We start from the raw sequence: 12,839 nt of genomic DNA on the forward strand, positions 1-12,839 counted from the left end.
TCAGGGTAGAGATTTCCAATCCTTTCTCTAGATCCCACAGTTTCAGGGTATTGTCAGATGAAGCAGAAACGGCTGTTTTTCCATCGGGTGCGATCGCTACTGCACTTACCCAGTTATTATGACCAGTCAGGGTAGAGATTTCCAATCCTTTCTCTAGATCCCACAGTTTCAGGGTATTGTCAGATGAAGCAGAAACGGCTGTTTTTCCATCGGGTGCGATCGCTACTGCTGTTACCGAGTTATTATGACCAGTCAGGGTAGAGATTTCCAATTTTTTCTCTAGATCCCACAGTTTCAGGGTAAAGTCATATGAAGCAGAAACGGCTGTTTTTCCATCGGGTGCGATCGCTACTGCTGTTACCCAGAAGTTATGACCAGTCAGGGTAGAGATTTCCAATCCTTTCTCTAGATTCCACAGTTTCAGGGTTTTGTCCTCTGAAGCAGAAACGGCAGTTTTTCCATCTGGTGCGATCGCTACTGCACTTACGTAGTGATTATGACCTGTCAGGGTAGAGATTTCCTTTGCTGTCTGTAGATTCCACAGTTTCAGGGTAAAGTCATGTGAAGCAGAAACGGCAGTTTTTCCATCGGGTGCGATCGCTACTGCATTTACCCAGGAATTATGACCAGTCAGGGTAGAGATTTCCAATCCTTTCTCTAGATCCCACAGTTTCAGGGTACTGTCCTCTGAAGCAGAAACGGCAGTTTTTCCATCTGGTGCGATCGCTACTGCACTTACGTAGTCGTTATGACCTGTCAGGGTAGAGATTTCCAATCCTTTCTCTAGATCCCACAGTTTCAGGGTATTGTCATGTGAAGCAGAAACGGCAGTTTTTCCATCTGGTGCGATCGCTACTGCACTTACTATGGAATTATGACCTGTCAGGGTAGAGATTTCCAATCCTTTCTTTAGATCCCACAGTTTCAGGGTATTGTCAGATGAAGCAGAAACGGCTGTTTTTCCATCGGGTGCGATCGCTACTGCATTTACCCAGTCGTTATGACCTGTCAGAGTAGAGATTTCCTTTGCTGTCTGTAGATCCCACAGTTTCAGGGTAAAGTCACCAGAAGCAGAAACGGCTGTTTTTCCATCGGGTGCGATCGCTACTGCCCATACCGAGTCATTATGACCTGTCAGGGTAGAGATTTCCAATCCTTTCTTTAGATCCCACAGTTTCAGGGTAAAGTCACCAGAAGCAGAAACGGCTGTTTTTCCATCGGGTGCGATCGCTACTGCTGTTACGTAGTCATTATGACCTGTCAGGGTAGAGATTTCCAATCCTTTCTTTAGATCCCACAGTTTCAGGGTATTGTCAGATGAAGCAGAAACGGCAGTTTTTCCATCGGGTGCGATCGCTACTGCACTTACGTAGAGGTTATGACCAGTCAGGGTAGAGATTTCCTTTTCTGTCTCTAGATCCCACAGTTTCAGGGTAAAGTCATATGAAGCAGAAACGGCTGTTTTTCCATCGGGTGCGATCGCTACTGCTGTTACCCAGTCGTTATGACCAGTCAGGGTACGCAGTAGGTTTCCGCTTGGAGTGGTTAAGCTAGCTGTAATCGGACGAAATCGAGGAATTTCACTTTTACTTTGTTGTGCATCTGCCAATATTTTTTGAATTTCTCGCTGGGGAAAACTCTGCAATCTCCCCCATAATTGTCCTACTAATTGATTTCGGTCTTGATTCAAAACATGTGCCGATAACTGTAGCGCACGTTGAATTAATTTGAGGGTTTTGACTTGTTCGGGGTCTAGTTTCTCTTTTGAGTTATCAATCAAAGCATAATCTCTGATCAAGGGTTCTACTCCAAACAGAGGTTTTACTCCAGACTCAGAATATTGAATTTTCAGAGAAATAAAATCAAAATCTGTGAGAAGTTGATAATAATTATCTAAATATTCTAACTCCCAAGATTCTTCCGGGTTTTTATCGAGATAAAACCTTTTTTTCTCTTGGTTAAAAGATGTGAATTTAGTGGCAATTTCTCCCATTTTAGTTTAACCATTCAAATATTGATAAATTTTTTCCTTAATTTCTTTAAATCTCCTTTTATTTTTATTTCCATCTAGCTTGGGTTGCTCTTGTAGAAATTCAAAAAAACTGCGATGATAAATAGTGTAGTAAGTTTTTTCTTTCTTATCTTCTTGTACTTTTCTAGGTGTTATATACTCTACCCATTGACCTAAAATCTTTTCTATAGGAAATATATCCTCATCGAGAATATCAGCAATCGTATCTGATGATACTGCCTCACCTCTGACAAGCAAAATAAAGAGGATTTTTGCGTTAATGTCATTGTCATCATTATCCATACCCATACGCTGCCAATGAGTTATATAATATTGCTTAAGTCCATCTGGTAATCCTTTTAAACTCAGGTCATTATATTTACCAGTAGCGATCGCTGGTAAAACATAGCGTAAGTACATAAAATTATTTTGACTTTTTTCCGCTAACTTATCAACAAACTCTGTTTGATCAATAGGCGGATTTTGTTTTTCTATCCACTGATTTAATTCAATGACTTCTTCCGTATTTTTCGCCGAATTTGGATTTTTAATTAATTGTTGAATCCATTGTCTAATTTCATCTTTACTCATCTTAAGAAATGAGCGCAAATACTCTTTTATATCTTCTTGACTATATTTTTGATAATCACCTTTTGTTAAATCCAATTCATCTACAGGAGTATCTGGAGACGAAGTTAAACGTTTGCTTGCTTGATTAAAAGGTCTTCTGGTCAGTAAAAAATAAACTCCATCGGGAAGACTTTGGGGTAAATCTAAAAGATTACTATTTCCTTCTTGTTCTACTTCATCCAGTGCATCAACAACAATTACAAGTTTTTGTCCGTTTAGTGCTTCACTGACTTTTTGCAATAAATTTCTTAAATCAGCGTTGTCTGCATTTTGGAGAGAATAACGCTTGATTAACTGTTGACGAATACTAGCTAAAAACTTTTCTGGTTTGTTCTCTCCTATTGCAAAAACATTAAAATAACAAGGAAAATTAGTAGCTAAAACGTATTGAGCAGCGATGGCACTTTTACCCATCCCTGCATCACCAATCACAGTAAAATAACCCTTTTTTTCCTTTTCAACGAAATCTATAATCGCCTGAAAAACAAACTTACGACCACAAAATAAACGAGTTTTTTCAGAAATTAAGGCTTTAAATTCTTTGGGATAAACATCTAAATCCCAATGTGGATAAGTTTGCTCTGGAGGAATCAGGAATTTTTTAGATGCACTGTCTTTAGCCACAGAGATAAAAACTTCACCAAATTTCTCTAATTCTGCTGATATATTAATGTTAGCTTTGCGGATATTAGTGTCTAAATCAGTATCTTTCTTAAGAAACTTGCGGATATATTCTACGAACTCAAACGGAGTATTATTAGTATAAGCATTCCAAAAAGAATCTTTAGTTTCTTTCTCTCTAAACAGGTTTAAGATTGCTTCCGGCTTAAATACACCATACCTTACCAGAGTGTGAGCATAAACAGTATCAACATCATCGGGAATTTGGGTAGGATTGAGTTTTAATTCGTGTAGAATTTTGATTACAGCTTCGTTTTTTTGAGCTTGTTTGATGATTGGTTGACCAGCTTGAGGAGCATGTTTAATAATCATTGAAGTAATGGCGGCAAATTCTATCATGATTTATTACCTAAAATTTACTATTTTGCTTACGAGTAGTATACCAAATTCATAAATATTGAATAGACATCTCCAGTATTGTAGGGTGTGTTACGGCTTCCGTAACGCACCAAAACCTTGGGGTGGTGCGATCTTCCTACGGCATAACACAACGGCAATATTGGGGGAGGAAAATCCACACCCAAATTTGCCTCCCCTACGTGTATTTTCTACGTGTATTTTCAAAAATCAAACCGGATTCCTATATCAGGACGATCGCATGTTCGTTAAAAGGTAGGTTGAAAATTAAACAGCTACCAGATTATTTAGCTGCGATTCACACTGTTGAAAGACATAATTAACAGCAGCGAATAATTTCTCTAGTTCATAAATGGTGTATGGAGTAACATTTCTAGTGAACACGTTTTTTTCCAGCTTACCAAATTGCCATGTTCCACCATTAGAAACAATACCAAAGACAATTATTTCAAGTTCTCCATTCAGTCTTTGCGCTGCAATCATTTCTGCTAAACACTGTGCCCAACCTGCTTCAAAATTATCTTGCTTTGCTTCGACTAAGATAAAATATGGTTGATCAAATACAACTTTCCCCAAAGGAGACTTTTTCGCCAGAATATATTCCGGAAAACCTGATAATTTTTCATCAAAATTCAGCGAGTGATGACTCCATAAAATAAAATTGTTGAGATATTGCTTCCAAACTTCTTTGAGAACTGGATAAATCAAATTTTCACAAATAGCAAATTCTGAACTATCAACAACAGCCTCCCGCATCATTAATTCTAAATCTTCTCGAAAATAATTAGAGATATTAAACGCAGTTTCTACAATAAAATTTGCTTCAGTATAAAAAACCTGAAACGCTTTCAAGACTTCACCGATAGTTTTGTAACTACTGAAAGCCATATAAACTCCTATTAAATAATTTCACTTAGGCTGATATAAAGCCTCACCCGTACTCGCATCAAACACAAACAACTGATGCATATCTAATTCTAAAGTCAAGCGATCGCCTGAACGCAAACACACATCCGCACCTGCTTGCACATTTACCAAAACCCCCGGAGAACCAACTAAACCCCCCCTAATCAAAGTCTCCCTTCCCAAAGGTTCCACCACCTTCACCTCAATCTCTAACTCTCCTTCTTCGCGCTCTTCGCATCTTCGCGGTTCGTTAATATAAATATGTTCCGGTCTAATCCCCAAATCAAAACCTTGCCCTTGCTGCGGTTTCAACTCCTCCCGAATATTAAGCGGAATTCCTATTACTTGACCACCCAAATCAAAAGCATTATTTTTAAACTTAGCCGGCAAAATATTCATCGGTGGACTACCTAAAAAAGTCGCCACCATCCGATTCTGAGGACGCCCATAAATACTTTGCGGATCGCCAATTTGTTGAATTCGTCCGTTATTTAGCACCACAATCTTATCAGCCAAAGTCATCGCTTCAACTTGATCGTGAGTAACATAAATCGTCGTAATTCCCAACTTTTGATGTAGCTGTTTCAACTCAGCCCTAGTATCATCTCGCAACTGGGCATCTAAATTAGATAAAGGTTCATCAAGTAGAAAAACTTGAGGTTCACGAGCGATCGCTCTACCTAATGCTACCCGTTGTTGCTGTCCCCCCGAAAGTTGTTTTGGTTTGCGATCTAGCAGATGTTCCAGAGAAAGCGATCGCGCTACCGTCACTACCCTTTCTTGAATCGTCTTCGCGTCAAATTTTCGCATCTGCAACCCAAAAGCGATATTTTGCGCTACCGTCATATGCGGATACAGCGCGTAATTTTGGAAAACCATCGCTACATCCCGCTGTCTTGCGGGGATATTATTCACTAAGCGATCGCCGATAAACAGTTTGCCAGAAGTCGCAGATTCTAAACCAGCGATCGTCCTGAGAATTGTAGACTTACCGCAACCCGATGGTCCCACCAAAACCCAAAATTCACCATCGGGAATTTCAAAGGTAATATCCTCGATAGCGGTGACGTTGTTAAACCTGCGTTTGATGTCTTCTAAACGAACATTTGCCATTCTACGATTTTAGATTTTAGATTTTAGATTTTAGATTTATGGCTTGTATGGGTGGGGTTTCACCGTCCCTACATTTGGATGAAATTACTACCTTTTCAATACTTATAAATTACGGGATAATTTCATCTTTTTCTTGTTCTAAACACAGTTGAATTACTTCTTTCATATTCGCCATCAACTCGTCTATTGTTTCTCCTTGGCTATAACAAGCTTTGAGATAGGGAACTTCCCCAATATAATATCCATCTTCGTCACGCTCAATGATGACGTAAAATTCGCGTTTGCTGGTATTTATCGTCATATGTATTTACCCGTGTTTATTTTGCATTAGTCCAAGCTGGATGAGAAAATAACGAAGCAATTACACGCACCCCGCGCAGTTGATTAGAAAGTGGTAAGTGACCTTTAGGTGCGCTTAAATCCCAGGTAAACTCGTTAGGATAACGTGTCCAATTGTTGCCATTTTTCCAGCCAATTTTTGACCAAAAGTTCTCCCAATTTTTACTTAATCCCAACCAAATTTCTCGCTGTACTGAAAAGCCAAATTTTCCTTGAGAGTGAACTAACCACAGATGATTAATCGTCTGTAAGTCAGTAATGGGAAAATTTTCTACTTCGGTAAAATACAACCATTTTCTTTGGACAGCCGTTGATCCTGCGAGTTCGCACATTTTTTGCAAAGTCAAGCGATCGGCTGCTTGAAAGTCTTGGACGGCAAGTAGCTGTTGCAAAGGATTGTAATCAATCCCGCACTCTGATTTTAGAGGTACAATTCCCTCAGGGAAATAAGAGAGCAGAAATTCTTTTGCTTTGGGTGCATTAGACTTGAAGAGGACTTGATAGGCATTGCCATCAATCCAAGTCGCTTTAGTCTCACGACGTTTTAGTAAAAACTCCATCAATGCGTGCAATCCTTCATCACCGAGGTCTGAGAGCTGTAGAATCAGTTGTTGTTGGACACCGATAGACCCAGCGATTAACTGTTTAAGCAAAAGGTCGATGTCATTAGCAGTGCCTGGTACAATCATTGGATCTGTCATGCAATTTCCGGAGTGTTAGCGTAATAGAGCGATCGCTATAGCCGTGCATTCTGTAAGCTGAAGCATTGATAGCGAAATGTAGTTTACTATTTTTGAGCGTACAAAAAGCAATGGTTTGACCGAATCCCTTACCTTTGTTTTCTAACCTACACCGAGAATAAGGGTAAATTTTCCGCCTCATAAATGGGTGAAAACAAGACACAGTACAATCTGCCGTCACTCTCAAGAACCATTTTCTCAACCAAAGCGGCAGCGTATTTATTAGGAGTGTGTAATATATGTACGACAAGATTACCCCCCCCACAACCGGAGCAAAAATCTCCTTTTCTAATACTGAACCGATTGTGCCTGATAATCCAATTATCCCTTTTATTCGCGGCGATGGCACAGGAATAGATATTTGGCCCGCAGCCCAAAAGGTACTTGATGCTGCGGTAGAAGTAGCATACAAAGGCACGCGCAAAATTAGCTGGTTTAAGGTTTACGCTGGGGATGAAGCTTGCGAATTATACGGGACATATCAGTATTTACCCGAAGACACCCTCACGGCGATTAAAGAATATGGTGTGGCAATAAAGGGACCTTTGACAACTCCCATCGGCGGCGGAATTCGTTCTTTAAACGTGGCATTGCGGCAAATTTTTGACCTTTACGCCTGCGTGCGTCCTTGCCGCTATTATGCAGGTACGCCCTCACCGCATAAAAATCCCGAAAAACTCGATGTGATTGTTTATCGGGAAAATACGGAGGATATTTATTTGGGGATTGAGTGGCGACAAGGAAGCGAAATAGGCGATCGCCTGATCAAAATCCTCAACGAAGAATTGATCCCCGCCACCCCAGAACACGGTAAAAAGCAAATTCCCCTCGATTCGGGTATTGGCATCAAACCCATCAGCAAAAAGGGTTCCCAGCGCCTTGTACGCCGTGCAATGAAACACGCCTTGCTTTTGCCGAAAAATAAGCAAATGGTGACTTTGGTGCATAAAGGCAACATTATGAAGTACACCGAAGGTGCTTTTCGCGATTGGGGTTACGAATTAGCAACCAGCGAGTTTCGCAAAGAGTGCGTCACGGAAAGAGAATCTTGGATTTTGAGTAATAAAGAGAAAAATTCCGAGATTTCCTCAGAAGAAAACGCCCGGATGATCGATCCTGGGTATGATGCTTTAACTGAAGAGAAGAAAGCGCAAATTGTCAAGGAAGTTGAAACAGTTCTTAATGAAATTTGGTCAAGTCACGGTAACGGCAAGTGGAAAGATAAGGTGATGGTGAACGATCGCATTGCCGATAGTATTTTTCAACAAATCCAAACTCGACCAGATGAGTATTCGATTTTGGCGACAATGAACTTAAACGGCGATTATTTATCTGATGCAGCAGCAGCGATCGTCGGGGGATTGGGGATGGGACCTGGGGCAAATATTGGCGATGCTTGTGCAATATTTGAAGCTACCCACGGCACCGCACCGAAACACGCTGGATTAGATCGGATAAATCCGGGTTCGGTGATTTTGTCGGGGGTGATGATGTTGGAATATATGGGTTGGCAAGAAGCAGCGGACTTGATAAAGGAAGGATTGGGGAATGCGATCGCGCAGGGTGAAGTTACCTATGATTTAGCGCGTTTGCTAGAACCGCCGGTTGAACCGTTGAAGTGTTCCGAGTTTGCTGAAGCGATAATTAAGCAGTTTAAATAATCGTAGGGTGCGTTAATAACGCACCCTACTAACGCACCTTTTCAATCAGTATTATTAGCGTCTGGCTGTTCATCAATTGCTTCATTTGCTGATTGTTCAGGAGTTTTTTCTTGTGATAAATTTTCCAACAAGCCAGCAGTTTTTAGCAAGTGCCGCAGCAAGCCTATTTTCAAGTCTTTATTACCGTGAATGGGTATAGAAATTCGGGATGTAACACCAGTTTTGCCATAGATATGATGACTACCTTGAACCCGTAATAATATCCAACCGTTAGCTTCTAACAGCTTCGCTAACTGTTTGCCAGACATTGAGTTCATACGGCAATTTCTATAATTCTAGATTGATCGGTCGTTTCCAGATTTTCAATATTAACCGATAGACAACCTTCTACAGCTTCATAAATATTCTGTAGTAATTCTTCAAAAGTGTCTCCTTGAGTGGCACAACCTGGAATCGCAGGGACTTCAGCCCAATATCCACCTTCTTCAGCTTCATGAATAATAACTTTCAACTTCATGTATAGCAATCCTTCACGCTCTGGTTTGATTGTCTGTTAATTCACTCTATAAATGCGATCGCACTACACCGGATGAATAGGAGAGTTATTATAACAACATTTTTCTGATACTATATATAGTATTATGATAATTTTATATAGATGAGCAAATTAAATAAATTAGTGCAGGAATTCCTCAAGCGATCGCCAAAAGTGCGGTTTGAGGATGTGCGCTATTTATTAGAAGCTTTTGGTTTTGAAGAAACAAGGTCAAAGAGTAGCCATCATAGTTTTCGAGACTCCGAAGGTAGAAAGGTAACAGTACCCAAAAAAGGCGGACAAAAAGTTAAAGGAGTCTATGTCCAGCAAATAATTGAGCTATTAAATTTAGAAGAGTGGAGTAATGAAGACACTGAACCAGAAGAACAAGCAGATTGAGAAGCCGTCCTTAGAATATTATTTGAATCTTCAGTATCCAGTAACACTGTACCCCGATCCAGAAGGGGGATATGTCGCTCAAATTAAAGATTTGCCTGGATGTCTCACTCAAGGTGAAACTTTAGAAGAGACAGTGGCAAATATAAATGAGGCACGGGAATTGTGGATTGAGACAGCTTATGAAGCTGGCGACGATATTCCTAAACCTAGTAATGATGATAGCTACAGTGGTAAGCTACTGGTACGAATGCCCAAATCTCTACATCGTCGTTTGGCTGAGACTGCTGAAAGTGAAGGTGTAAGCCTTAATCAGTATATTGTGTCTTTATTGAGTGCAGCGGTGTAAGTGATGTTGAGAGATGGCGATGCCTGGGGCAAGAAGCTTTTGCTCTACGCATTTGGTAGTTGTAGGAGTGCGCGAAGCGCTTGCGTCAAGTTACCTATGATAAGTGCGCGGATGATAAAACCGCCAATTGAACCGTTGAAGTGTTCGGAGTTTGCCGAGGCGATAATTAAGCAGTTTAAGTAGTCGTTGCGGTTAATGCCCGCAGGCGCGAAATTCCTGGGGCTATACAAACAAAGCCCGCCTACGCGGGCTATTAATTTGGTAAGGTGTGTTACGGCAAAGCTTAACGCATCGCTTCAATATCAACCGATAGACAACCTTCTATAGCTTCGTAAATATTGTGTAGTAATTCTTCAAAAGTGTCTCCTTGAGTAGCACAACCTGGAATAGCAGGCACTTCAGCCCAATATCCGCCTTCTTCAGCTTCATGAATAATAACTTTCAGTTTCATTCCAAATCTTTCTTCTCCGTTTTAATATAATTTATTTACTCCTCTTCTTCTTGTTTTTGGCTAGCAAGTTTACCTGCATACTTAATTTTTTCTAAGTCTTCTTTGAATTTTTCATAATTGTCGATTGTCTTTGTCATTTCTATGTCAAGCTTGTAATCGCGTCGAATATCTTGAATTGCTGATTTAATTGGGTCGCTTTCCAAACTATCATCTAAGCGTGATTCTATATCTTCAAGACGAGCTATTGCATCTTCGCGTCTTGCAGAATGTGGGTGGTCTTTAATAAACTGTTGTATTACATCATCTATTTTCTGTGACAGACGTTTTTCTTTCCGCTCGTTTTCTGCTTCACGCTGCATTCTTTCAATACGTCGAAATAGCAATTTGAAGTTATTTTCAAACTCTTGTAGAGCATTGTCAGATTGTTTCGTATGAGAGTATTCTTTCGACAACGTATAAATTACCTCTATTACACTTCTAGAAAAACCTACTTTTTCTATTTTTACAGAACCTTTCAAAATATCTTGACAGCAAGCTTGTACTGCATCAAACACTGTCTTACTATCAATTAATTTTTTCTTGATAGCGTCTTCTGTAATAGCAGCTATATCATCATTTTTAGCTCCGCATATTTGTGTTGCATAGTCTTGGCAAGCTTTTGCACAAATTGATAAAGGAATGAGGTCTTCAATTACAGTCGGTTTAATACCAGATGGTAAGCTTAGACCGGATTCACCAGCTAAATCACCAATTTGCAGTATAAACTTATCCTTTAGCAACTCTCTATGCCTTGGACCGCCTTTTTTCAGGTTCTTTTTTGCATCATCTCCGGTTTGGTCACTATCAAGTAGTACAATTACTGCTGGTTTCTCAACATCACGTCCACAAGCCAGAAAAACTATGTATGGTACGTTTGGCGCTCCTCCCGCTGGAACAATCGTGACATGATTTAAATCGATAGTTTCGCGCTCTGACACACCACAAGATCGTAAATATCTGGCTGCTCCTGCAAGAATTATCTGGTCTGTCTGACCTTCAACTATTAAATTACAGTTGCCAATAAATGCCATCTCTCCAACAAAAGCCCCAAGACCTGAACGGAGAGGCTCGTAAAGATTTTTAGCAGCACTTTTAACAACCCATGTTCCCTCGTCATCGCTTCCCTTCTCTAAAAGCCTAATCCTTTCAGCGTGGTTTTTATCAATGAGAAATGGAGAGTGAGTAACATAAACTACCTGAACTGGATGCCTGAAATCTTCAGGATTTGAAAATTTATCAAATATTTTCATCAAATCCTGTTGCGCTTGACTAGATAGATAAGTATCTGGCTCATCCATTAAAAGAATTTGAGAAGAGCTTTCTTTATAGTCATGAGTCAGAAACTGTATGTAGTAGCTCAGAAAATACTTCAAGCCGTTGCTTCTTTCTGAGAAAGAATAATCAGTTCCTGTTCGGTCACGTATTGTAAAAATTAAATCGTGATCTCTAGCTGATAATCGCAAACTGAATTTCCGATCTTGAACCCAGTAACTAGGAAAATTCAAGCTATCTGATAAATAATTATTAATCATTTTCAGAAGAGCTTCTGTATAACCTTGCTTACCCTCTAACATAGCATCAGCTAGGTCAGATAAAATCTCATGATCTATTTTAGCAACCTTACAAATTAGCTTGTAGGCAAGGTCAAATTGTTTCTCTCTTTTTTTAGGGTCTTTACCATAAATCCAATTATTATCTTCTAAATTTTTAATAAGTGATGATATAGTTTGTTGTAACTTAGAGTCTGGCTGATTCAAAGCAGAGGGATTTTTTGGCAGTCCACCCTTGTTATCATATAATTCATTCAGTAATTCACGGATTATATTTCTCTGTTCACGTTCCAAGAATTCAAATCTTGTGCCTTTGGGATTATTAGCTCGCTTTAGTAATTGCTTTATAGGTACAGTATCTGGTAAATCAATATCAGAATGTATTCTGAATGTATGTGGTAAAAAATTGGTTATTTTCTCAACATTTTTTTGCTCAACAAGGTAACGTGTATACTTATCTTTATTTTCTTGTAAATATATAGTTAAACTATCCTTGTTAGTTCTGAAAAGAAAAAAACTATCAAACTGGGTTCCTTTTGGTATTTCCGATATAGACTGAATCTGCTGTTGCTCTTTTACAGATAAATTGTCAAATTCACAACCAAAATCTGGGAACTTTAACTCTCCTTCTCTAATGGCAAAAAAGCGGGAATAACGACAAAAGTCATCTCTATAAATTTCATTATCATTGTAATCTTTGCCAGATATAGCTTTCTCGATAGCGGTTAGTAGATGCGACTTACCAGATTCATTAGCACCAACAATGGTTGTAACTTTAGGCTCAATTGGAATTTGCAGATATGGATACCACTTTTCATCTATATCTTCCCAATCTTTCTTTTTAGCTCTTTTATCTTTAACTTTCAGAAAGTCGTAATTGAAAGATTTGTAAAAGCGAACAAATAAGGTTTTTAAACGCATAAATATATTTGGTAACTCGTATGCATAAACGAATAACAAAGTATACCATTAAATAGTACAATTTTACTAAAAAATTACTTAACCAATAACCACAGAATAACTATATCTTTTGCAGGCAAGAGGCGATCGCCCTCATCCCACAAAAAAGCGATCGCCCCTT

13 protein-coding genes are annotated in these 12,839 nt (G+C 39.4%); 3 read left to right on the forward strand and 10 right to left on the reverse strand.

Translation table 11 applies throughout. The features are described 5' to 3' along the window. The 6 genes from AABK37_RS03795 to AABK37_RS03820 all read right to left on the reverse strand — a co-directional run. On the reverse strand, positions 1-1,993 hold a 1,993-nt coding region (locus AABK37_RS03795), incomplete at its 3' end, for a WD40 repeat domain-containing protein (RefSeq protein WP_432550272.1). Positions 1,994-1,999: 6 nt separating this feature from the next. After that, a complete protein-coding gene (locus AABK37_RS03800) occupies positions 2,000-3,661 on the reverse strand; it encodes an AAA family ATPase (protein ID WP_432550273.1) in 1,662 nt (553 codons plus the stop codon). Between the two features lie 285 nt (positions 3,662-3,946). Continuing rightward, entirely contained in the window at positions 3,947-4,567 is a 621-nt protein-coding gene (locus AABK37_RS03805) for a hypothetical protein (protein ID WP_432550274.1), read from the reverse strand. A 21-nt stretch (positions 4,568-4,588) separates the two neighbouring features. Further along, positions 4,589-5,698 carry an ABC transporter ATP-binding protein gene (locus tag AABK37_RS03810; protein ID WP_432550275.1) on the reverse strand — a complete coding sequence of 370 codons (1,110 nt, stop codon included), beginning with the start codon at positions 5,696-5,698 and terminating at the stop codon, positions 4,589-4,591. A 109-nt stretch (positions 5,699-5,807) separates the two neighbouring features. After that, entirely contained in the window at positions 5,808-5,999 is a 192-nt protein-coding gene (locus AABK37_RS03815) for a type II toxin-antitoxin system HicB family antitoxin (RefSeq protein WP_432550276.1), read from the reverse strand. Between the two features lie 16 nt (positions 6,000-6,015). Next, entirely contained in the window at positions 6,016-6,738 is a 723-nt protein-coding gene (locus tag AABK37_RS03820) for a GUN4 N-terminal ARM-like repeat domain-containing protein (protein WP_432550277.1), read from the reverse strand. Between the two features lie 278 nt (positions 6,739-7,016). Between AABK37_RS03820 and AABK37_RS03825 the strand changes: the two genes are divergently transcribed. Further along, positions 7,017-8,438 carry an NADP-dependent isocitrate dehydrogenase gene (locus tag AABK37_RS03825; protein ID WP_432550278.1) on the forward strand — a complete coding sequence of 474 codons (1,422 nt, stop codon included), beginning with the start codon at positions 7,017-7,019 and terminating at the stop codon, positions 8,436-8,438. A gap of 41 nt (positions 8,439-8,479) precedes the next feature. Here AABK37_RS03825 and AABK37_RS03830 read toward each other — a convergent pair whose 3' ends face one another. Together AABK37_RS03830 and AABK37_RS03835 are read right to left on the reverse strand one after the other, a co-directional pair. Continuing rightward, positions 8,480-8,755: a type II toxin-antitoxin system HicA family toxin gene (locus AABK37_RS03830; RefSeq protein ID WP_432550279.1), complete on the reverse strand. Its 276-nt coding sequence runs from the start codon at positions 8,753-8,755 to the stop codon at positions 8,480-8,482. Then, entirely contained in the window at positions 8,752-8,955 is a 204-nt protein-coding gene (locus tag AABK37_RS03835; protein ID WP_432550280.1) for a type II toxin-antitoxin system HicB family antitoxin, read from the reverse strand. Before AABK37_RS03835 ends, AABK37_RS03830 begins: the two co-directional genes overlap by 4 nt. A 141-nt stretch (positions 8,956-9,096) precedes the next feature. Between AABK37_RS03835 and AABK37_RS03840 the strand changes: the two genes are divergently transcribed. Beyond that, positions 9,097-9,372, forward strand: a complete 276-nt coding sequence (locus AABK37_RS03840; RefSeq protein ID WP_432550281.1) for a type II toxin-antitoxin system HicA family toxin — start codon at positions 9,097-9,099, stop codon at positions 9,370-9,372. Further along, positions 9,338-9,718: a type II toxin-antitoxin system HicB family antitoxin gene (locus AABK37_RS03845; protein WP_432550282.1), complete on the forward strand. Its 381-nt coding sequence runs from the start codon at positions 9,338-9,340 to the stop codon at positions 9,716-9,718. The genes AABK37_RS03840 and AABK37_RS03845 overlap by 35 nt, the downstream gene beginning before the upstream one ends. A 283-nt stretch (positions 9,719-10,001) precedes the next feature. Here AABK37_RS03845 and AABK37_RS03850 read toward each other — a convergent pair whose 3' ends face one another. Both AABK37_RS03850 and AABK37_RS03855 read right to left on the reverse strand, forming a co-directional pair. Beyond that, positions 10,002-10,169: a type II toxin-antitoxin system HicB family antitoxin gene (locus tag AABK37_RS03850; protein WP_432550283.1), complete on the reverse strand. Its 168-nt coding sequence runs from the start codon at positions 10,167-10,169 to the stop codon at positions 10,002-10,004. A 35-nt stretch (positions 10,170-10,204) separates the two neighbouring features. Next, positions 10,205-12,679: an ATP-dependent nuclease gene (locus tag AABK37_RS03855; RefSeq protein WP_432550284.1), complete on the reverse strand. Its 2,475-nt coding sequence runs from the start codon at positions 12,677-12,679 to the stop codon at positions 10,205-10,207. Between the last annotated feature and the right edge of the window lie 160 nt (positions 12,680-12,839).

This window comes from Tolypothrix sp. VBCCA 56010, assembly GCF_050875635.1.
Classification (GTDB): Bacteria; Cyanobacteriota; Cyanobacteriia; order Cyanobacteriales; family Nostocaceae; genus Hassallia.